Source organism: Streptomyces fildesensis (assembly GCF_016107395.1).
Taxonomy (GTDB): Bacteria; Actinomycetota; Actinomycetes; order Streptomycetales; family Streptomycetaceae; genus Actinacidiphila; species Actinacidiphila fildesensis.
This window is the reverse complement of the sequence record NZ_JAAIKO010000005.1, coordinates 142,187-164,059: the sequence shown is the minus strand read 5'-3', so window position 1 is coordinate 164,059 and position 21,873 is coordinate 142,187. Positions and strand designations below refer to the sequence as shown.

At 69.6% G+C, this 21,873-nt stretch carries 18 protein-coding genes; 2 read left to right on the top strand and 16 right to left on the bottom strand.

Annotated elements, in window-relative coordinates; all coding sequences use genetic code 11:
- Positions 1-42 precede the first annotated feature (42 nt).
- From C6N31_RS10675 to C6N31_RS46065, 7 genes are all read right to left on the bottom strand, one after another.
- A complete protein-coding gene (locus C6N31_RS10675) occupies positions 43-1,203 on the bottom strand; it encodes an NAD(P)-binding domain-containing protein (RefSeq protein WP_381588039.1) in 1,161 nt (386 codons plus the stop codon).
- 44 nt (positions 1,204-1,247) lie between these two features.
- Entirely contained in the window at positions 1,248-2,135 is an 888-nt protein-coding gene (locus C6N31_RS10670; RefSeq protein ID WP_198357455.1) for a glycoside hydrolase family 3 N-terminal domain-containing protein, read from the bottom strand.
- 142 nt (positions 2,136-2,277) lie between these two features.
- On the bottom strand, positions 2,278-3,486 hold the full coding sequence (locus tag C6N31_RS10665) for an LLM class flavin-dependent oxidoreductase (protein WP_198357454.1): 1,209 nt from the start codon (positions 3,484-3,486) through the stop codon (positions 2,278-2,280).
- Positions 3,486-4,523 carry an ABC transporter substrate-binding protein gene (locus tag C6N31_RS10660; RefSeq protein WP_198357453.1) on the bottom strand — a complete coding sequence of 346 codons (1,038 nt, stop codon included), beginning with the start codon at positions 4,521-4,523 and terminating at the stop codon, positions 3,486-3,488. Before C6N31_RS10660 ends, C6N31_RS10665 begins: the two co-directional genes overlap by 1 nt.
- Before the next feature lie 73 nt (positions 4,524-4,596).
- The gene (locus C6N31_RS10655) at positions 4,597-5,424 is read right to left on the bottom strand and encodes an ABC transporter ATP-binding protein (RefSeq protein WP_138353111.1); all 828 of its coding nucleotides are present in this window, start codon (positions 5,422-5,424) and stop codon (positions 4,597-4,599) included.
- A complete protein-coding gene (locus C6N31_RS10650; protein ID WP_138353112.1) occupies positions 5,397-6,257 on the bottom strand; it encodes an ABC transporter permease in 861 nt (286 codons plus the stop codon). Before C6N31_RS10650 ends, C6N31_RS10655 begins: the two co-directional genes overlap by 28 nt.
- A 155-nt stretch (positions 6,258-6,412) precedes the next feature.
- Positions 6,413-6,496, bottom strand: coding sequence for a putative leader peptide (locus C6N31_RS46065; protein ID WP_346268798.1), 84 nt, complete (start codon positions 6,494-6,496; stop codon positions 6,413-6,415).
- Between the two features lie 103 nt (positions 6,497-6,599).
- Between C6N31_RS46065 and C6N31_RS10645 the strand changes: the two genes are divergently transcribed.
- Positions 6,600-7,022 (top strand): secondary thiamine-phosphate synthase enzyme YjbQ, encoded by a 423-nt coding sequence (locus C6N31_RS10645; RefSeq protein ID WP_198357452.1) that lies wholly within the window; start codon positions 6,600-6,602, stop codon positions 7,020-7,022.
- 408 nt (positions 7,023-7,430) lie between these two features.
- Here the strand turns inward: C6N31_RS10645 and C6N31_RS10640 are convergent, their stop codons facing one another.
- The 9 genes from C6N31_RS10640 to C6N31_RS10600 all read right to left on the bottom strand — a co-directional run bounded on the left by C6N31_RS10640 (position 7,431) and on the right by C6N31_RS10600 (position 17,667).
- Positions 7,431-8,408 carry a TauD/TfdA family dioxygenase gene (locus C6N31_RS10640; RefSeq protein ID WP_198357451.1) on the bottom strand — a complete coding sequence of 326 codons (978 nt, stop codon included), beginning with the start codon at positions 8,406-8,408 and terminating at the stop codon, positions 7,431-7,433.
- Between the two features lie 204 nt (positions 8,409-8,612).
- Positions 8,613-9,923, bottom strand: coding sequence for an ATP-grasp domain-containing protein (locus C6N31_RS10635; protein ID WP_198357450.1), 1,311 nt, complete (start codon positions 9,921-9,923; stop codon positions 8,613-8,615).
- 191 nt (positions 9,924-10,114) lie between these two features.
- A complete protein-coding gene (locus C6N31_RS10630; protein ID WP_198357449.1) occupies positions 10,115-11,056 on the bottom strand; it encodes a glutamate racemase in 942 nt (313 codons plus the stop codon).
- A 48-nt stretch (positions 11,057-11,104) separates the two neighbouring features.
- Positions 11,105-12,340 carry an ATP-grasp domain-containing protein gene (locus C6N31_RS10625; RefSeq protein WP_138353916.1) on the bottom strand — a complete coding sequence of 412 codons (1,236 nt, stop codon included), beginning with the start codon at positions 12,338-12,340 and terminating at the stop codon, positions 11,105-11,107.
- 215 nt (positions 12,341-12,555) lie between these two features.
- On the bottom strand, positions 12,556-13,872 hold the full coding sequence (locus tag C6N31_RS10620) for an MFS transporter (protein ID WP_198357448.1): 1,317 nt from the start codon (positions 13,870-13,872) through the stop codon (positions 12,556-12,558).
- 256 nt (positions 13,873-14,128) lie between these two features.
- Positions 14,129-14,563 carry a hypothetical protein gene (locus C6N31_RS10615; RefSeq protein ID WP_138353914.1) on the bottom strand — a complete coding sequence of 145 codons (435 nt, stop codon included), beginning with the start codon at positions 14,561-14,563 and terminating at the stop codon, positions 14,129-14,131.
- A 33-nt stretch (positions 14,564-14,596) separates the two neighbouring features.
- Positions 14,597-16,345, bottom strand: coding sequence for a hypothetical protein (locus C6N31_RS10610; protein WP_198357447.1), 1,749 nt, complete (start codon positions 16,343-16,345; stop codon positions 14,597-14,599).
- Positions 16,346-16,424: 79 nt separating this feature from the next.
- Entirely contained in the window at positions 16,425-16,871 is a 447-nt protein-coding gene (locus C6N31_RS10605; RefSeq protein WP_138353912.1) for a hypothetical protein, read from the bottom strand.
- Between the two features lie 112 nt (positions 16,872-16,983).
- Entirely contained in the window at positions 16,984-17,667 is a 684-nt protein-coding gene (locus C6N31_RS10600) for a C39 family peptidase (RefSeq protein WP_164294265.1), read from the bottom strand.
- A gap of 278 nt (positions 17,668-17,945) precedes the next feature.
- Between C6N31_RS10600 and C6N31_RS45530 the strand changes: the two genes are divergently transcribed.
- A complete protein-coding gene (locus tag C6N31_RS45530; RefSeq protein WP_198357446.1) occupies positions 17,946-21,710 on the top strand; it encodes an nSTAND1 domain-containing NTPase in 3,765 nt (1,254 codons plus the stop codon).
- Positions 21,711-21,873: the final 163 nt, after the last annotated feature.

Sequence of the window (21,873 nt, the reverse complement as noted above, 5' to 3'; positions counted from 1 at the left end):
TTGACCATGGGCGGAAGGTTAGCGCTCCCCGCGGCCGGGCGGTCAGTGCGCGAGGGCGGGGGACCGTACGGGGGTGGGCTCCTCCGGTTCACGGGCTCCGCGGGCTCCGCGGGCTCCGCGGGCTCCGCGGGCTCCGCCGGCGAGGAGTTCGCGGATCTCGCGGACCGCGGTGCGCCCGGCCCGGTTGGCGCCGATGGTGCTGGCGGAGGGCCCGTAGCCGATGAGGTGGATGCGGGGGTCCTTCGCGACGCGGGTGGTGCCGTCCAGCCGGATGCCGCCGCCGGGCTCACGCAGCCGCAGCGGGGAGAGGTGGTCGAGGGCCGCGCGGAAGCCGGTGGCCCAGAGGATGACGTCGGCCGTCAGCTCGCGGCCGTCGTTCCAGGCGACGCCGTGTTCGGTGACCCGGTCGAAGGCCGGCAGCGGGTCGAGGATCCCGCGCGCCCGCGCGGCGCGGACCGCCTCGGTGGCCGCCAGGCCGGTGACGCTGACCACGCTCTGCGGCGGCAGCCCGGCCCTGACCCGCTCCTCGACGAGGGCGATCGCGGCGCGGCCCCAGTCCTCGTCGAACGGCTGCTCGCGGAAGAGCGGCGGACGCCGGGTGACCCAGGTCGTGTCGGCGACCTCGGCGAGTTCCATCAGCAGCTGCACGGCGGAGGTCCCGCCGCCGACGACGATCACCCGGCGGCCGGCGAACTCCGCCGCGCCCCGGTAGCCGGCGGTGTGGAGCTGGCGGCCGAGGAAGGTCTCCTGGCCGGGGTAGTGCGGGATGAACGGGCGGTCCCAGGTGCCGGAGGCGTTGATCAGCGCGCGGGCGGACCACGCTCCGGCGTCCGTCTCGACGAGCAGCCGCCCGCCGCCCGCCTCGCGGACCGCCGATACGTTCACCGGGCGGTGGACGCGCAGGTCGAAGGTGCGCTCGTAACGGTCGAAGTACTCGGAGACCACCTCGGCGGAGGGCCGGGCCGGGTCGGCGCCCTCCAGCGGAAGGCCTGGCAGGTCGTGGACGCCGTGGGCCTTGGCGTAGGTGAGCGAGGGCCAGCGGAACTGCCACGCGCCGCCGGGGCCGGGGGAGTGGTCCAGGACGGCGAAGCCCTCGTCGGGACGGAATCCGGCGCGGCTGAGGAAGTACGCGCCCGACAGGCCCGCCTGTCCTGCTCCGATGACGGCGACGTCGACCTCGTGCACTCCGCTCAAGTCGTTCACGGTTCTACCAACCGTGGGCGGCGCGGAAAGCTTCCCGCGAAGGGTCAGTGGCGAGTGGCCGAAGCGTGCGCCGAAACAGGGGTCGAGGAGGAGGCCGCGGCCTGTTCCGCGGCCGTCGGTGCCGGCATCCGCGGCTCCGACGCCCAGCGCCGCAGCCTGGCCACCCGCTCGGCGGCCTCTTCCAGCCGGGCGGGTGCGAGGTCCCCGTCGGCCACCGCGCGGGCGGCGGCGGTGTGGATCGCCTCGCGCACCCCCGCACCGCACGCCGGGCCGAGCTGTACGAGGTCGACGCCGGCGATCCAGGCCAGCACGGCCGCGCCCGGCACGCCCCAGCCGTTGACGATCGACGGGGCGTCGAGGGTGTCGCTGACCACCACCCCGCCGTACCCGAGGTCGCCGCGCAGCACGCCCGTCACGGCCTGGCCGCTGAGGGTCGCCGGGAGGCCGTCGCCGCCCGGAACGGGCGTCCGTCCGGCGGTGATCGCCCGCACCCCGGCGGCGGCCCCTTCGGCGAACGGTCGCAGCGGGCCCTCGCCGGTGAAGGGGCCGAGGGCCGCGGCGACCCCGTGCGCCTGCAGATCGGTCACGAAGACGCGGGTCTCGTCGGCGCGCAGCGCCGGCCGGACGCCGAGATGGAAGTTGGCTCCCAGGCCCACCAGTTCGGCGGCCGCGGAACTGCCGCTGCCACCGGTTCCGGAATCGTTGGCGCGAGGGCTCGGTGCTCCGCCCGGGCGGCCGGTGAGGCCGTCCGGGAGCCGCTCGTGCAGCGCGTCGGTGATCCGGCGGGAGGCGTCAGGAGTGCTCGCGTAGGCGACCACTCCCGGCATCCCCCGGTCGAGCCCGAGCCGTATCCAGTCCGGCAGCCGTTCGCTGCGGCAGGCGGGGAGCAGGCAGGCGTCGACCAGCGCGGCGATACGGTGCAAGGTGTTCACGTCGGCTGTCCCCCTTTGGCGCGCGGCGGCAGTGGGAGGGTATCCCGACAGCGGGCAAATGGTCCAGACCAATCGGGAAGCGGCTGCCCGTCCGCCGGGAACGATCTCCCGGCGGACGGGCAGCCGTGAACTCCGCCGCCGCTCAACGCCCCCCGGCGAGCAGCAGCGGCGCACCGCCCGGCGCGGACGCCGGACGGCCGTTCGTGGCCGGGACCCCGGCCAGCGGGGAGCCGGGGACGGTGTCGAGCAGTCCGCGTGCCGCCAGCTCGGGCGTCACGCCCTCGCCGAACCAGTACGCCTCCTCCAGGTGCGGGTAGCCGGAGAGCACGAAGTGGTCGACGCCCAGGGCGTGGTACTCCTCGATCCGGTCCGCGACCTCGGCGTGGTTGCCCACCAGCGCCGTTCCCGCGCCGCCGCGCACCAGCCCCACCCCGGCCCACAGGTTGGGGGAGATCTCCAGCTTGTCGCGGGAGCCGCCGTGCAGGGCCAGCATCCGCTGCTGGCCGACCGACTCGCTCTTGCCGAGGGCCTGCTGGGCGGCGGCGACGGTGTCGTCGTCGAGGTCGTCCAGCAGCCGGTTCGCGGTCACCCAGGCGTCCTTCGACGAGTCGCGCGAGATGACGTGCAGCCGGATGCCGAACCTGACCGTGCGGCCCTCCGCCTCCGCGAGCCCGCGGATCCAGTCGATCTTCTGCTTGACCTGCTCGGGCGGCTCCCCCCAGGTCAGATAGACATCCGCGTTCCGGGCCGCGACCGGTCCCGCGGCCGGCGACGAGCCGCCGAAGAAGACCGGCGGGCGCGGCTCGGGCGGCAGCGCCACCAGGCCGCCCTCCACCTGGTAGTGCTCGCCGTGGAAGTCGAACGGCTTGCCCTCCCAGGCCCCGCGCACCACCGTCAGGAACTCGTCGGTCCTGGCGTAGCGGTTGTCGTGGTCCAGATGGTCGCCGAAGCGCTTCTGCTCGGTGGAGTCACCGCCGGTCACGACGTTCAGCATCAGCCGGCCGCGGGTGATCCGCTGGTACGTGGCGGCCATCTGCGCCGCCAGCACCGGCGAGATGACACCGGGCCGGAACGCCACCAGGAACTTCAGCCGGTCGGTGTGCTGCGAGAGCGCCACCGTCGTCAGCCAGGCGTCCTCGCACCAGGTGCCGGTCGGCGTCAGGACGGCCTCGAAGCCCAACTGGTCCGCGGCGCGGGCGATCTGCGCCAGGTAGTCGATGTCGGGCGCGCGGACCCCGCTGATCGGAGTGATCCGCGAGCGCTTGATGCCGCCGTCGGTGTAGGCGTGGCGGTCGACCAGGGTCCGGCCGTCGCCGCCCGTGGGAAGGAACCAGTGCAGGTGCACGGACATCAGGAGGAGGCCTTTCCGAAGGTGCGAGCCGGTGTGTTCGACGCCGGCAGACCGGTGTTGAAGCGCTGGTCGACGAAGTCCTTGAACGTGAAGTGGTTCGGGATCAGCCGGAGATCGGCGAAGGTGTCGGCGATCTTCTGCTCGGAGGCGATCGCGGCGTCGTCCACGGCGACCGCCACCCGGGTTCCACTGCTGCGCTTCACCGCGTCCAGCGCGACGGCGTAGGGCAGCCCGGTCTCCTTCGACCAGACCTTCGCCCACTCCTCGGGGTGCTTGAACGCCCAGTCCTGGGCCCGGCGCAGCCGGCCGAGGTAGTCACCGATCGCCTGGGACTTGTTCTTGTCCGCCAGTGCCGCGGGCGCGGCGACCTGGAAGGACAGCCCGTTGACGACGCCGTCCCCGGTGGTCAGCACCCGGGCGCCGGTGTTGCGCAGGATCTGCGAGGTGTAGGGGTCCCAGATGGCCCAGGAGTCCACCCGGCCCCGGCTGAACGCCGCCAGGGCGTCGGCCGGCTGCAGATAGCTGACTTTGACGTCGGTGAGCTTCAGGCCCGCCTTCGCGAGTGAGGCCACCAGCTGGAAGTGGGCGGAACTGCCCTGCGCGACCGCCACCGACTTGCCCTTGAGGTCGGCCACCGACGTCAGATCCGAGCCCTTGGGCACCGCGATGACCTCACCGGCGGACGAGCCGTGCGAGGCGCCGACCACCGTGACCTTCGAGTGGGCGCCCGCCGCGAAGACCGGCGGGGTGTTGCCGACCCCGCCGATGTCCACGGCCCGCGCGTTGACCGCTTCGAGCAGGGGTGGCCCGGAGGTGAAGGTCGACCATTTGATCTTGTACGGGACCTTCTCCAGTTCCCCGGCGGCCCGCAGGATCGTCTCGGAACCGCCTTTCTGGTCACCGACGTTGAGCGTGACGCTCCCCAGGCCACCCGAGGTGTTCGACGAGCCCGAGGAGTCGTCGGCCGCGGACGACCCGCCGCAGGCGGTCAGCAGAAGGGCGAGCGGGAGCAGCAGGGCGGGGGCGAAGCGTTTCATGGGAGGTCGTTTCTTCCGTTCGGAACGAGCGCGAGAGGTCAAGAGGTCGGGAGGTCGCAGGGTCGAGAGGTCGTCAGGCCGCCTGGGCGGCCGGGTGGTTGTCCACGCCGAGCTGATCGAGCAGACGGGACCGCAGTTCGGCGAACCGGGGGTCACCCGGATCGCGGGGGCGCGGCAGTGCGACGGGGTTGTCGTGGGCGATCACGCCGTTCTCCATCACCAGGGCGCGGTCGGCGAGCAGCAGGGCCTCGTCCACGTCATGGGTGACGAGCAGCACCGCGCACCCGCGCCGCTGCCACAGTTCGGCGACCAGCCGCTGGGCGGTGATCCGGGTCAGCGCGTCCAAAGCGCCGAACGGCTCGTCGAGCAGCAGCAGATCCGGCTCCCGCACCAGGGCGCGGGCCAGCGAGGCGCGCTGGGCCTCGCCGCCGGAGAGCGTCTTGGGCCAGGCGCCGGACCGGTGGCCGAGCCCGACCTCCTCCAGCGCCTGCTCCGCGACCGCGCGGTCGGGGTGGCCGGGCAGCCCGAGCAGCACGTTGCGCCACACCGGCTTCCACGGCATCAGGCGCGGCGACTGGAAGGCGACCGCACGCCGGCGCGGCACCAGCACCGAACCCTCGACCTCGCGGTCAAGACCGGCCAGCACCCGCAGCAGCGTGCTCTTGCCGCAGCCGCTGCGCCCGAGCAGGGCGGTGAACTCGCCCGGCCGGATGTCGAGATCGAGCCGGTCGATCACGGCGCGCCCGTCGAAGGCGCGGGTCAGCCCCTCGACCCGGACCGCCGTTCCGGCCCCCGTTCCTGTTCCTGTCCCCGTTCCCGTCCCCGTTCCCGGACGGTCCGGCTTCCGGTCGGTCTTCTGGCCTGCGGGCCGGATCACTTGCCGGTGAAGGTCGGTCGCCATTGCAGCAGCAGCCTTTCGAGAGTGCGGACGACGATGTCGGCGGTCAGGCCGAGGAAGGCGTAGACGACGAGGCAGACGACGATCACGTCGGTCCTGAAGAACTCGCGGGCCTGGTTCATGACGAAGCCGATGCCGTCGTCGGCGTTGATCTGCTCGCTGAACACCAGCGCCAGCCACGCGGTCGCCAGCGAGTAGCGCAGCCCGGTCATCGCGCCGGGCAGCGCGCCCGGCAGGACGACATGGCGCACCAGGCCCCAGCGGGACAGGCCGAGCGAGGTGCCGGCCTCGATGAGCTGTTCGTCCACGCCGCGGATGCCGGCGTAGACGTTCAGATAGAGGTGGAAGGCGACACCCAGCGAGATCAGCGCGATCTTGGGCGCCTCGCCGATGCCGAGCCAGATGATGAACAGCGGGATCAGACCGACCCAGGGCACGGTCCGCAGCATCTGCACGCTCGCGTCGACCAGGTCCTCGCCGAGCCGGGAGAGCCCGGAGACCAGAGCGAGCGCGGTGCCCGCCAGAACGCCGAACACGAGGCCGAGGGCGACGCGTTGGAGCGAGACCAGCATCGCCGACGGCAGCGTCCCGTCCGCGATCAGCTCCTTCCCGGCCCGCGCGATGGTGCCGGGGGAGGCGAGGATGTCGGGCTCCAGGACCCCGGTGCTGCTCAGCACCTGCCACAGGGCCAGCAGGAGCAGGGGTCCCGCGGTGCGGCGCAGCCAGCGGGGTACGTGGCGGCGCCGGGAGGCCGCCGAGATGATCGGTTCCAGCTCAAGGACGTCGCCCTGGTCGGGAATTACGGATATGTCCGGCGGTGGTTTGCTGATGGTCATGGCGACTCCACGGCGGGGCGGCAGACGGAGACACGCCTCGGCGCGCAGGCTCCCGACGGGTCGGATCCGTACGAATCCGTACGGATATGTGCGGGATCAGCCCGGGAGCGCGCTAAAGAGCGAGGCGAGAAGAAGGACGAACGAGTGAGAAGGCGTCAGCAGCCGCGACGACACGCGGCGGAGGCCACCCGCAGCAGGTCGATGTGACCGCGCGTGGTGAGCAGAAGAGGACGCAACATGCGGGAGAACCTAGCGAGCCGTCCCGTACCCGGTCAACGTCGTCTCGCCACCCGGACGGGAATCTCAAACGCGGATCCGGCGGCGTTGGGCGACCATGGAGACATGGCCGACGCGTTCACCACCCGCACCCTCGACATCCCGACCGGCTCCGCCGAGACCGTCCACGATCTCACCGCAGCCTGCACCGAGTTCCTCGACCAGGCCGCACACGGCCGCGACGGGCTGCTCAACGTCTTCGTCCCGCACGCCACCGCGGGCATCGCCGTCATGGAGACCGGAGCCGGCAGCGACGACGACCTGCTGTCCGCACTCCACGACCTGCTCCCCGCCGACGACCGCTGGCGCCACCGCCACGGCAGCCCCGGCCACGGCCGCGACCACGTCCTCCCGGCCCTGGTCCCGCCGCACGCCACCCTGCCGGTGATCGCCGGCCGCCTGGAACTGGGAACCTGGCAGTCCGTCGTCCTGGTGGACACCAACCACGACAACCCGCGGCGCCAGGTGCGGCTGTCCTTCCTTGGATGACACAAGGATCCGTCGGGTGAGCTGAGCTTCCGACCTCGTCGTCCCGAATCACGGGCACGCCAGTCACTCAGGTCGTCTACGGCTCCGCGCTCCTCGGCGGTGGTCGTTGACCGCCGCCGCTCCTCCGTCCGTTCGGTGGACTGCTGGGTGGTCTCGCGCATACATCAGCGTGCTGATGGTCTCGTACCTGCGGATCGAACCATCCGGCGCCTCCATGTCCCGGGCCTCGGGCTGCCGTGGTGGGTGGCTACGAAGGGCCGCCCACCACGGAACTCTTGGCCGGTATCTCCCCCGGCACACCACCGCGCTTCGTCACCGGGTTCGCCCGCCAAGGCCCTGTCCTATCGATCTCGCCGGGAGCGCGACGTCGGACAAGATCGACCGGACTGGGCATTGGCGAGCCGGTGGTCAGGCGTAAATGCTGCGACTCATCGTTTCGCTGCGAAGGCCGGCCGATTTCCGCAGGTCGCTGGTGAAGACAACCCGGGAGAGCCAACGCGACTTGCCCGCGGGAAGCGGCTCGTATGCGTCTCGTGCGTGCACGCACCGGAAGTTGTCGACGTAGACGAACTCGCCGGCCTGCAGCACGAGGGTGGCCTTGTTCTTTTCGAGGTACTCCTTGAGCCGCTGCAGTGCGCCGCGTTCGACACCGGAGTAGTCCGCGAGGTCGAGGGCGGCGAAGTTGACGCGCACGTAGGGACGTTCGCGGCGGCCGAAGAAGATTGGCTGCCAGTTCTCCTCGACGGTGCCCGATGTTTCGTGGATCGGGTTGTGCCCAATGTTGAACCGGGGCGCGAAGAGGGCGTCCCGCTCCTCGGGCTTCAGGTTGTCGATCCCGTCGACGCAGGAGACCGTGGTCCCGGCCTGCTCGTCGTTGCGCATGCAGGCAAGTCCGAGGAAATCGGGACGCGCCGGGTGGAAGGCATCCTCGACGTGGAACCCGAAGTCGAACTTCGAGCCTGAGCTGGAGTTCGAGATCTCGGCGAGATGCGGCATCGGAGCGATGGTGTTGTAAATGCTCCCGGCCCGCTGGGAGGTGAATCCGATCGGCTCGCCCAGCAGCGCGCCGTAGAGGCCGTGCAGCACCTGGGCGTCGTTGATGGCGAAGCCGGGCTCGGTCTCCACATAGCTGGTGGGCGTGGCTCCAGCCCCGTCCCGGAGTACAGGGCTGCCCGCCACGTGAAGCACGCCCCCCTCCTCGCGACGCTTGAAGCGGTAGAAGGTTTCCCGGACGCGCCGGGGCAGTTCATGGGACACGACGTGGGACCGCTCCAGGAAGTAGTACTGGTCGGTCATCCGGGGATCTTCCGAGATCTCGTCCAGGAGTTTCCGTGTCTCGACCGCTTCGTCAGCGGTCAGCTCAAGTCGCAGGACGCTCGTTGCCATTTCATACCTCTCATCAGAGACGATTCAGCTCAATATGACCGGCCGCGGGCACATAAGTGCGTACACAGCCGATTTCGGAAAGAGAACGGGAAATTCGTTCGACCGCAGGGAAGGCGCAGACGGAGATCAAATCTCCGGTGAACAATCGGACCGCACCTGGTTCTTTTTGATTACATCGCGGAGCGCAGCTGGATTCATGGAATTTCAGGGTGCTGGGCGCTCGGCAGGGGTGTACCGGAACAGACCTCCTGGCTTGAGTACGTCGTACAGATCGAGCAGCGGACCCGGCGAGTCGGCTGTCGCGACCACTCGAGCGACGGTTCCACCGGGAGTTCCCTGGTGCCACGCGGGGCGTTCGCCGATCGCATAGGGCACTTCTGCGTCCACGATCTCGGGGATGGCAAGTAGTTCGTCGACGGTCGGACCATCGGACAACACCGCGTCGAAGGCCGGCGCCTGCATGGTGTAGTAACCGGTACTGAGCACGGGGGGCGTGAATTCCGGCAGCGGACGCCCCGTGGCGATCGCCGCACGTGCCAGCACCGAGTCGTACCCGCAGCTGTAGTGCAGCATTTCCGTCACACCGCCGCCGATTCGGCTGTTCACCTCGATCACCCGAGGGCCGCCCGCGGTGAACATGATTTCGGTGTGCACGCCGGAGTTGACGATTCCTATCGCCTCGATCGCCGTGGACGCGCAGTCCAGGAGCGCGACGATGTGTTCCTCGGCCAGCACGGACGGAAGTATTCCGCCGTTCTCACGGAAGTTCGGCGACAGTGGCAGTTTGTCCGTGACCGCGAGGTGCTGGATTTCGCCTCTCTGCACGACTGACTCGACGCTCGCGTAGGCACCGTACCGCGGGTCGGGGTAGGGGCTGGAACTGATCATGAACTCTTCCAGGATGAAATCCTGGGCCGCACTGCCTCGAGGATCCGTGGCGTAGTTGGCACAGGCTTCCGCCCACAACTCGGCGAGGTCGGTCGCCTCGTCCAGCCGGTACGTCGCCATACTGCCCGCGCCTGCCACGGGCTTGAGAATGGCCGAGGTGCCGACGTGGGCGGTGGCGTGGCGGAATTCGGCCAGGCTACGGACCGAGGCGAAGCGGGGCGTCGGGATGTTCGCCTTGGCAAGGAGCCGACGCTGTTCGTGCTTGTTCCGCAGAGCTTCGATGGACCACGGAGCGTTGGCTGGTAGGCCAAGATGGGAGGCCGCCGCGTGGACGGGCATCATGGTCATCTCACCGAAGCCCAGGATGCCCTCGGGGCGCCAGTTCCGGGCAAAGGCAGTGAGTTCCTCGGTCGCGGTTTCCTGGCCGCGCATGGTCGTATGGCCGCACCATTCCTCGAACTGCGCTGCCCTGGCCAGATCTTTGACTGCGTCTCCGCTGGGGATCCACATGATGTGCAGGTCGTAGATTTCACAGAGCCGCGGAAGGTAGAACTTGGGTCGAGGCCCCGTGGTCACATCGAAGAGAAGCAGTCGCGGATGTGGTGAATATGTGGACGCCATGGCCATACTCGCTCCCGGGTAGGTCAGAGCCCCATCGCGAGCCCCATGGGCATGAGTTCGCGGGAGCCAGTCTGAAGAAGACATAAGAGGGGTGTAATGAACTGTGGAAGGCTGCCGGGCCGGCCCAGCCAATCGAGGCTTTTTGTGCAGGGCGAATGAATCGAACCGTTTCGACTGTCCGGCCCTCCGTCGGCAAGTCAATGCTGATGACTGGCGATGACGCGCTGGTCCGGTGGCGGCCGCCCGCCTTCCACCCCGGGGCTTACGGGCGACAGCCGGGAACCGGGTGGCGTGAGGTGACGAGAAGCCTGGTCCGTGCCGTCGAGGAACGGCCGCGCGGTAGCCACGCCGGACGTCACCAGGAGCTCGCGGGAGACTGGCGCCCCATCGGCCAAGGCGGCCCCCAACGGATAGGTCCGGGCGGCGGCCGGCAGAACTCCCTCGCGGCCACTGAGCAGCACCTTCACCTCACTACGGCAGTTGGAGGAGCTGTTCATGGCCGCCAGCCGTCGCAGGGTCTGTCTCGCCACGGCTTCCGCGGTGTCGTACAGCGTCGTGTGGGTGGGCAGACGCGCGCGAATCCGGTCGGCCACTAGGGGGTAGTGGGTGCAGCCCAGGACGACGGAGGTGCAGTAACCGGGCGTCCGGGCCACGGCATAGGCGATCGCGGCGTCGATCGCAGCCGTCTCGCCCCGGTCGATGGCCTCGGCCAGAGCTGGGCATGCCACGCGCGCGACGGTCTGGTCGGGAGCGAACTCACTGATCAACCGCTCCTGGTACGGACTCGCCGTGGTGGCCTCGGTCGCCCAGACCGCGAACGGCGCGCCGGTGACCGCCGCCGGCTTCACCGCAGGAACAGTGCCGATGACCGGGACAGCGGGTTCGAACTCGGCGCGCAGTACTTCCAGCGCGGTGACGCTGGCGGTGTTGCACGACAGTACGAGCGCCTGGGCGCCCAACCTGACGGCGTGCTCGGCAGCCCGGAGGACCCGGTTCGCGATGAACGCCGCTGAGCGCGGGCCCCAGGGCGCGCCGTCGGGGTCAAGGAGCAGAATGACCTCGCGCTCGGGGTCCATGTGCCTGATCCAACCCGCGGTGGGCAGCAGGCCGAGCCCGGAATCGATCAACCCGATGGTCATCGTAGGTCCTTGCTCTCCCTTCTCGATTGCTACGGACGGTGGGTCGGGCTACAGACCGGGGAGCCCCACGGGTGATTCGATCTCGATCTCCAAGGCGTCGACGCATGCGTCCAGGCGCCCGCGAAGCGCCTCCGGCGATGAGTCGAGCGCCACCACGTGCCCCAGACGCAGCATGAATGCTCGGGGCGGCAGGGCCACTTCCTGTCCGACCGTCACGTGCCAGCCGAGTTCGCACCAGAGCCGCTCGGCGTCCGCGGCGTGACCCAGAGCACGGACCGTGCCGTCATGCCGCGGGTAGACCATGCGGATGCCGGCCACGCGGTCGTGTGTCGGGGTGACCTCGACGGGCTCGCCGGTCAGCGAGGCGACGGTGAGGGCCACCAGGTTGACGCCGGTCGCCAGACTGGTCACGAACGGGATCTTGTCCCCGGCCAGGCGCGCGGCGACCTCGATCATTCGTGGCCCCGATGAGGTGAGCCTGAGCTCGGAGTGCGTCGCTCCGAAGGTGATCCCCAGTGCCCGGTGCGCCTCGACGACCACTCGCTCAACAGCGCTGTAGTCCGGATGCGCCGAGGGCCTGCGGCACGTGTGGCCGAGTTCCTCGAAGTATGGGGCGAACCCCACCTCCTTCTCGGTCAGACCGCAGATCTGGACGCGACCGTCCTGCGACACCGCCTCCACACTGATCTCCGGGCCGTCGAGGTACTCCTCGACGAGCACACCGGGAAGGGCAGTGACCCGGGCGTCCCGCGCGCTCGCCGCCAACTCGAACCGGGACCGCAACTGCTGCTCGTCCTCGACCCGGACCACGCCGCGACTGCCGCCCAGATTCCGCGGCTTGACGACGACGGGATAGCCGATGAGCGCGGCGGCCTCCACCGCCTCTTCGGCGGTCAGGGCGAGGATGCTCCGGGCCGACGGCACGCCGACGGCCCGGAACGCTTCGCGCATCAGACGCTTGTCCCGGCACATGGCCGCGGTCTGCGGCGACAGACCAGGCAGGCCGAGATCCGCGGCCACCTCCGACGCCACCTCGACTCGTGTCTCGTCGTACGTGAGTACGCCGTCGAACGGATCGGCGGCGTGCAACTCCTTCGCCAGGGCTCGTACCTGCTCGCGGTTCCCCAGGTCCACCTCGTGCACCGAGTCCACCAGAGGTACGGCCCAGTTCCGCTGCGGGGGGGATTCGATGAGATCGACCCGGACTCCCGCGTCGGACATGGACTCCAGGATGTACCTGCGGTACATCTCGTTGCCCGCGCTGAGAACCAACAGATGCTTCACGGCTTCTCTCCAGGTATGACATACAGGTATGGCGGGCAATACGGACTCGGCACTCCACCGCCGGCTCGCGAACGGCACGGGCAGGCCGGTTGCCGGCCCGATTTCTCCAGGCTGACCCGGTGATCAAGTCGGTGCGCATGACTTTTGACTGTCCATCAGGCCTCTGCCGCACGCTGGATCCAGATCAGGAGGCGTCGGTAGTGCGGCGGCGTTCGTCATCTTGCCTCCGCCCTCTCTCTCACATGTCGGTCGACGGGAGCCCCCGAATCGTGCCGATCGGCGCGGGCGTGTCCGCGCAGGCCGGCGAACCACACGACCACCGCCGTGGTGACCGCGAGCAGGCCGGATCCGATGAAAACCGGTCGCGGGTCGCCGTGGTGAAGGCCGGTGAGAAGTCCCGCGAGCATGGCGCCCACGGGGCTCGCCGCCAGCGCCGTCATGCGGGCGGTGGCGGTGACCCGCCCGAGCAACTCGCGCGGCACCGTCTGCTGTCGGATGGTCCGGATGACGACGACCGCGAGGACCGCACAGGCGCACACGACGAGGTTGAGCGCGGCCAGAGGAACGACTGAGGCGGTCAGACCGATGGCGTCGAGGGCCATCCCGAGGCTGACGGTACTCAGGAAGACGAGCCAGAGTTGCCGTGCGGGTGTGGCCAGCCGGGATGCCAGGACGGCACCCGCTATCCCGCCCACACCGCCGCAGCCGACCACGACGCCTACCTCCGGGGCGCCGAGTCCGAGGATGTTGCACGCGTAGAAGGGGATGAGCGTCTCCACCGCGATGAACAGGTTGGCGGATGCCTGACTGCACGTTAAGAGAAGGATCAGCCGCGAGTTCCGCAGGTACCGCAGGCCTTCGGCCACATCCCGCCGCAGGCTCTTGAGAGCACTGCCGAGCGTTCGCGGCCGCGCGGCTCCCCGCAGCGCACTCCGGCCGCTGACCGCGTAGATCGTCACCAGCGACAGCAGATACGTGGCGGCGTTGCCGAACAGTGCGGTGTGCAGACCGACGGCAGCGGTCAGCACACCGAAGAGGCCCGGTCCCACCGCGAGTGAAGCCTGGTTGGTTGCCTCAAGCCAGGAGTTGGCCCGCACCAACCGTTCGCCCTGAGCGAGGTCGCGCACCGCGACGGCGAGCGCGGTGTCGAAGAAGACGCCGGCCCCCGAAGCCAGGAACGCCAGCACCAGCACCACCCACACCTGCAGATCTCCCGCGCGGGCGAGCAGTGCCAGGGTCAGGAAGACCGAGAACCGGATCGCGTCCATCATGATCATGATGACGCGCGGGTTGAAGCGATCGACGATCGCTCCGGCGATGAGACCGACCATCAGGTAGCCGATCGTGCGGGGCGCGGCCGCGAGCGCCGCGGCGAAGGCACTACGGGTGAGTCCCAGTACGACAAGAGGAAAGGCGAGGAAGGCCAGCCCATCGCCAAGGAGGGAGAAGACCTGCCCGCCGAAGAAGACAACGAATCGGGACTTCGAAGGGGAATCGGTTTCTTCGTCCGTCCGGCCGCTCGGAGCAGCCATGCCCCATACCTCCTGGTCGGTGTTGAGTGATTGGACAACTGACGCGGGACGGCCTGGCCGCTCACCACAGGGACGGATCGGCGCGACGACGTTCCTGGTCCGCACCGACCTGGACTTCCCCTTCCGTCGGAGAAGCTGACCCGGGCATACAGCTGTCCCAGGTCATTGGGCGGACAGCCGATGCACGCAGCGTGGAATGCGGTGTGGGCCAGGCCGTCAAGAACCGACCACCACGGCTAGGGGCTGCCGGGTGGGATCACCTGCAGCCGTCGTTGAACCTCCGGGTACCGATGTACAACTGGCCGGCGTCGTTCATGTCGACGGTCGAGCCCGTTGCCCGGACGGAGCCGACGGTGTTGCTGGCCCAGACGGCACGGCCGCTGCTGGTGTAGACGACGAAGTTTCCGTCGTTCTGGTAGGACGCGTAGGCGCCACCCGAGTTCTCGGTGTGGGTCGCCCAGCAGGCACCGAAGTGGCCGCCGTACTCGACGAGGTTGCCGTCGCTCTGCATGACCAGCCAGACGTGGCCGGTGCTGGTGTACCGCTCGATGGATTCCCCCGCGTTGAGGGTCTGGCCCCGATCGAGGTGGTCCGAGCCGGCTGCCGTGGCCGTGCCGGTGAGACCGATCATCGAGATGGCGGCGACTGCGCCGACAGTGAATGTCTTCGTGAGTGTCTGACGTATGTTCATGTCTGGTGTCCTTTCAGTTGGATTGTCCGTGCGTTATGACCATTGGCAGGATGGGCTTCTGGCTCCGGTGACCTGGGACGTGTAGCAGATTTCCATCGAGAACGCCGGAACCATGGCCGTGCGCGAATCCTGGCCCAGGTATTGCCACATCAGATTCCAGGCCGTGGTCGCGGTGTTGGTTCCGTCGCCGGTCGCGTGGTGGTCCCAGACGCCGATGTACGGGATGCCGCAGCCGCTGACGTAGGGGCAGCCGCTGGCGTGTGCTGTCGCGCCGTAGCGGGATATCAGCGCCCACTGCTTCGGCTGGTCGCTGTTGTAGATCTCCGGCTCCGCGCTCGCCCGGCCGACACCCTGGCTGATCCAGTAGATGTCCTCCATGCTCCAGCCGTTGTTGCAGGCATGGTTCACCCTGGTGTCGGTCGACATCGAGACCGGACATCCGTCGGCGGAACCGAAGTTCGTCAGCAGGCGGTACGTGCTGTCGTGGAAGGCCTGGACCCAGGCCCGGGTGGCGGCGATAGAACCGCTGAACCCTGGTTCCATGTCATTGGCGCCGTCGACCTGCGCCGTGCTGCCGATATCTCCGGACCGGGCCCGGAGCCAGTTGTCCACGTCGTTGACCACTCCGGCCCAGGCCCGGCCGGTGGCCGCGGTCACCGTGATGTCGTTGTTGGTGCCGATCCCGATGTTCACGAACGGGTAGTGGGTCCCGTGGTCCGGGAACACCGGCCGCACGCACCGGTGGTAGCCGGTCGCGTACGCCTCGACGTAGCTCTCGATGGCGCTGTTGCTGACGATGGTGCTCAGACCGGGAAGCTGCGTGCCGGAGCCATTGGAGGTCTGACCGCCGAACGCGAAGATGACGTAGCTGCTTTTGACGTAGTTGACGCTGTTGGCGACGTCAAGGTTGGCCTGGGTGCAGCCGAAGCCGTCCGCCATGGCGTTGTCCATGCTCTGGACGTAGAAGCTCCGGTCGGTGGCAGGTTTCGGGGGAGTGGTCGTCGTGGTGTCTCCGACGGGGATCGTCCCGCCGGGGGGTGTGGATCCGCCGGAGCACGCCGGGATGCTGTCGTAGGGGTCCTGGCGGGTCGAGACGTCGACCGCGGGCATATAGCCCCAGGCCCGGCGCGATCCCTGCCCCCCGACGACCCGGTCGCCCTGGGTGTAGTACCAGACGTCGTTGCCGCCGGCGTGCTGCGCGCCGTGGGCGTAGCAGACGAACCAACTGGTCGTGGAGTCCATGTAGCCGACCGTCGTGCTCGCATCGGGCCCGGCGTACAGGGCGGCGCCGGCGCGGCTGTGCGAGTACCAGTCCGCGGGCCAGTACTGTCCCGCGTAGTCGGTCTGCGACTCGTTGGACTGCCACATGTCAGGAGCGCACGCGGGCACCCCGGGAGATGGGTCCGTACTGGTCCACAGGTTGACCGCCGGCATGAAGCCCCAGGCCTGGCGGCCCTGCCACCCGGACGCGCTCCGGTCGCCCTGGGTGTAGTACCAGACGTCGTTGCCGCCGGCGTGCTGCTGCCCGTGCCGGTAGCACGAGAACCAGCTGTTGGTGCTGTCCATCCAGCCGACGAGTGTGCTGTTGTTGGCGCCGGCGTACAGAGGTGCGCCGCTGTCGTTCCCGCAGTACGACACACTGTCCCACGACTGCCCGGTGTTGGGGTCGGTATGGCTCTCCGAGCGCTGCGAACACGATGCCGCCGAGGCCGGCGCCGCGCCGGCGAGCAGACCCGCTGTCAGCATCACCAGGGCCAGCAGAAGCCGCAAGAAGCGTTTCATGGCATCCCTTCGTGAAATTGCGCACCACAGGGTGACGGGTGCGATGGGGTGGGCGGTCCAAGAGGTCGCCGGCCGCCGCTCAGCAGTCCGGCACGCCGGGTACCCGCTGCCAGTTGCCGCCCTGGACGAGGTAGGTCGCCGGCAGATAACCCCAGTAGCCGGGGCCGTCGTCGACGCTTTCGTCGGCGAGGGTGAACAGCCACCAGTCGTTCCGGTTCGCCGATCCGTCGGCGTTGTAGGTGACCGGGTTCTGATGCCCGATGTCCTGGCGCTGGCAGGTGTACCAATTGCTACCGGCATACATCCAGCTGTGCTGCGTGATGAGGGTCCGGCCGTAGACCGGGGCTTTCTGCCAGCTGTCGCAGTAGTAGACGGTGTCGACCACGTATCCCGACGGATACGTCTTCGGCTCGTAGCGGGCGGTGCAACTGCCCGACGTTGCACCGGCCGGGGTGACTGTCCCGACACACGCCGCCACGAGGGCCAGCATGGTGGCGCCGCATGCGGCAAGACGCGTCAGTTTCATGGGCGTTCCTCTCCTGGAGATCGATGTGAGGGGAAGCGGCTCAGTGACGCCCGACACGCCGAACGGAAGGTCGCGTACTGGGCGCACCGGCGCTGCTTCCGGTGGTGCACCGTCAGGCGGCGTAGCCCTTACCGCCGATGAGGGTCTCCAGGTCGTAGGTCGACATGGTCCACTGCCGGGGTACGTTGCCCCAGCTGGACCCACCGGCGCCTTCCGCGGCCGGGTCGTAGACGTAGACCGTGTCCCCGTTGTTGGCGTACCCGACGACCGTCACGTAGTGGAAGATCGTCCGGTTCTGGTTGGGATAGTTCGGCGGCGCCCCGGTGTAGCCGGCCGGGATCCACAGGTTCACCACCATGGGGTAGCCCCGGTCGATGTCGAACATCACGTCGTACTTGAAGAGGTTCCGCTGTGCCTGCGTCGGGTTCCAGTCGATGGTCTTGAACTCGTACCACCGGGTGTTTCCGGAATTGTTGAGTTCGGTTGCCACCTCCTGGGCGCTGTCCGTGCCGTCGCCGTCGGTCCCCATGTGATTGGCGTACGTCGTCTGGCTGTGCGGCGTGTAGCCGAGCCGGGACTGCAACGCCATCTGGACCGAGGCGGGGGCGCAGAAGTTGCCGTTCTCCTGCGGGTACCAGGAACGACCGATGAAGACGGTGCCGGGAAGGCCTCCGCCTGGTGGGTCGGCCAGGGCGGGTGAGGCCGGTGCGAGGACGGCGGCCAGCGCGCTGAACAGCACCAGGCCCATCATGGTGGCGCGACCTCGTGCGCGGCCTTGCTTGTTGCGTCGAAGCATGTTCACTCCCGTGTGACGTGTGGCGGACCGGGCTGGGCCTTCGTGCTTCGCCCTTGTCGTATGTGCCACAACCTCGCTCGCCTGGGGTTTGTGCGACAGGTGCGGGGGCGTCGGACAAACAACGCCGGACAAAGCAGGCGCGTTCTGGCGGGGGAAGGCCGTCATGATCCGGGGGCTCTAGCATGTCCAGGGGGTTCGTTGGGGCTCGTTGAAGTGGTCGTGTCGCGGTGCGCGTTCACGGCCGTTGGGGGGTTGTGGTGGGTCGTCTGGAGAAACCGGTGGATCCGGAGGCCGGCGAGGTTCAAGCGCTGGCCTGGCAGCTGCGGCAGCTGCGGCAGGGGGCCGGGAACCCGGGATATCGCCTGTTGGCCAAGCGGGTCCACTTCTCGGCGAGCACGCTGGCGGATGCCGCCAGGGGCGAGCGGCTCGCTTCGCTGGAGGTGGTGTTGGCCTACGCCGAAGCGTGCGGCGGTGACCGTGACGAGTGGCGGGCGCGATGGTCGGCGGCTGCGAAGGCTCGTGCGGCGGCCGGTACCAAGGAGTCCGGACACGACGACGAGGCAGGCGCGGGTGAGCGGGAGGCCTGCCCCTATCAGGGGCTGACGGCATTTCAGGCAGAGGAGGCGGCACGGTTCTTCGGCCGCTCGCAGCTGGTCGAGCGTTTGGTGGGCCGGGTCGAGCAGTTGTCGTTCGTCGCGCTGTTCGGGGCGTCCGGCAGCGGGAAGTCCTCGCTGTTGCGGGCCGGGCTGCTCGGTTCGATCGCCGCGCATCCGGAGGCGGCAGGGCGCTGGCGGATCCTGCTGATGACGCCGACCGCCCATCCGATCGAGGAATTGTCCGACCAGCTCGCGAAGTTGTCCGGCGCCGATGTGCACCGGATGTACGAGGATCTGTCGCAGGATCCGGCCGCTTTGGACCTCGCGATCCGCGGCGCCATGGCCACCGATCCGGAGGAGTGCCGGGCGCTGCTAGTGGTCGACCAGTTCGAAGAGGTGTTCACGCTGTGCACCGGCGAGGGCGAACGCGCACGGTTCATCGAGGCGCTGCTGGACGCGGCCCACGGCCCCGGACGCCGCACCACGGTGGTGCTCGGCGTGCGCGCGGACTTCCTGGCGCACCTCACCCAGCATCCCGGCCTGGCCGAGGCACTGGGAGACCAGGCGCAGCTGCTGGTCGGCCCGGTATCGGCCACCGACCTGCGGGAGATCATCGTCGGGCCTGCCGCTCATGCCGGGCTACGGGTCGAACCGGAACTGCTGGCGACGGTGCTCGCCGACGCCGCCGGGGAGCCGGGCGCGTTGCCGCTCGTCTCGCATGCCCTGCTGGAGACGTGGCGGCGGCGATCAGTGAACTCCCTCACCCTGGCGGGGTACCACGCCAGCGGTGGTGTGCGCGGAGCGATCGCCCAGACCGCCGAGCGGGTTCACGACGGGCTCAGCCCGGAGCAGCAGCAGATCGCCCGCAAGATCTTCCTGCGGCTCACCGCGCTGGGGGACGGCACCGAGGACACCCGGCGGCCCATCGTCCGCACCGAACTCGACGGCGTCGCGGATGCGCCGGTGGTCGCCGAGGTACTGGACCGGCTGGCCGGGGCCCGGCTGGTCGTGCTGGGGGACGGCACGGTGGAGGTGGCCCACGAGGCGCTGATCCGGGCCTGGCCCCGGCTGCACCGCTGGCTCACCGACGACCGGGCGAGCCTGCTCGTCCACCGCGGGCTCACCGAGGCCGCCCACGGCTGGCAGTCGTCGGACCGTGATGCCGGGGCGTTGTACCGCGGGGGCCGGCTGGCGGCCGCCCGCGCCTGGGTCCAGGAGCATCCCGGGAACCTGAACGAGTTGGAGGATGCCTTCCTCGCGGCGGGCAACGCCGCGGAACACGCGGAACACGCCAGCGCCCGGCGCCGCACCCGCCTGCTCAAGCGTCTCGTCATGGGCATGGCCCTGCTCATGACACTGGCCATGGTCAGCGGTTTCGTCGCCATGAGCCAGCGCACGGACGCCCGCCGTCAGCAGCAGGTCACGTTCGCCGATCAGCTCTCGCTGCGGGCCAGGAATCTGCTCGCCACCGATCCGGCGCTGGCCGGCCGGCTGGCGGTGGAGGCATACCGCTTGCACCCGGACACCGAAACCGGCGGCGGCCTGCTCAGCGCCGCCGCGGCACCCAGACCGGTCGTCCTCAACGCCGGTGGTCCGGCCGTCTACGCGCTGGCGTTCAGCCCGGATCACTCGGTGCTGGCCTCCGCGGCCGTCGACGGGACGGTCGGCCTGTGGGACCCGGTGCGGGGCGCCCTGATCGCCACGCTCGACGGGCACGCCGGACGCGTGATGGCCGTGGCCTTCAGCGGGGACGGGAACCAGCTCGCCTCCCTGGCGATCGCCGGGACGTCCGGCTCCGTCACCGTCTGGGACACCCACACCCACCGCCAGGTGCGCCGGCTGGCCATCGACCACCCCGCCGCGGCCATGGCCTTCAGCTCCGACGGCGCGACGATCGCCGCCGGCACCGACACCGGCGGCATCGCCCTGTACGACCTCACTCACCCATCCGGTGCGCCGTCCGCAACACTGCGGAGCCACCAGCACACCGTGCTGTCCCTGGCGTTCAGTTCCGACCGTCAGTACCTCGTATCGGCGGCCGCGCAGGAAAGTCCCATCGTCTGGAACACGGCCACCGCAGCGGGCACCACCCTGCGCGGCGCCGATCATGTCGACTCGGTGGCGTTCGAGCCGTCAGGGCACCGCTTGGCGGCCGGGGCGGACGATCGAGGGGTGTATCTCTGGCTCGATGGCGACCTTTCGGCTCCGGCGACCTCCCTTCCCCTGCACGGTTCGTTCGGATGGGTGATCTCCGCTCCCGTCAACGACAAGATCGCGGTGGCGGACGAGAGCGGCACCGTCACCCTGCGGGACCTGCGGGGTGTCGAGCCCCCGCAGGCCTTCCGGGACCGGGGCCGCGTCGAGACGATGGCGGTGGCCCTGAGCCGCGACGGGTCGATCCTCGCCTCCGCCGGCTGGGACGGCGGCATCGTGCTGCACGACCTCCGCAACAAGCCGTTCGGCGGGTTCGACGCACAGGTCAACGATGTCGAGGTCAGCCCGGACGGACGCACGATCGCCTCGGCGGGCAGCGACGGATCCGTGCGACTGTGGGACGGCGCCGGGAAACCGGTCGGCGTGTTGGGAGATCAGCCCAACGGCGTGCAGGCGGTCGCCTTCAGCCCGGACGGTCACCTGCTCGCCGCGGTGTCCCGCAATCGCACCCTGACGATCTGGGACACCACCACCCGGCAGCCCGTCGGCCGGCCCGTCCAGATCCCCGCGGTCGGCGCCTCGACCGATGTGGCCTTCGGCCCCGGCGGCCGCTACCTCGCCGCGGCCACGCTCGGTCCCTATCTGTGGGACATGAGTCACCCGGCGTCGCCGGTTCCGGTGCCGCCCAAGAGCGCGCGTCTGGCCACGGCATTGGCGTTCAGCCCCGATGGGCGCCGCCTGCTGACCACCAGCGTCGGGGGATTCGTCAACGTTATCGACCTCGCGACCGGCGTCCAGGCAGACCGGTTCGACACCCACCAAGGCGTGGTGCAGGACCTGGCGGTCAGCCCGGACGGCACGACCCTCGCCACCGCCGGCGACAGCCGTACGATCAAACTGTGGGACACGGTGACCCACCGTCAGATCGCGGTGCTGAGCGGGCACAGCGCACCCATCCAGGTCCTCGCCTTCAGCCCGGACGGCCGCACCCTCGCCTCGGCCGGCGATGACCACACCGTAGTGACATGGGAGGTTGCCACCGGCCGCCGCATCGTCACCCTCACCGGCCACACCGGCACAGTCCGCGGCCTGGCCTTCACCGCCGACGGCGCCCTCGTCTCCGGCGGCCAGGACGGCAGGATCATCCGGTGGACCCTTGATCCCGGCGCGGCCATGACCCGCGTCTGCACCGTGGTCGAACGCGGCCTGAGCCGGGATGAATGGGCGGCATACCTTCCGTCCCTTCCGTACCGGCCAACCTGCGACCGCGTCAGCGGCGTCACATCGCGCTGACCCCGCCCATCGGCCGCAGTTGGCGCAGGGCGAGGATCCCGCCGATGGCGGGGAGCAGCGTCAAGGCCGTGGTGCGCGGGGTTCGGCGCGCACGCCCGGTTCAGGGCCGAGTACGGCGGCTGCTCGGAGCTCCCGCGCTCGGATGACTTGGCGGTTGTCTGAA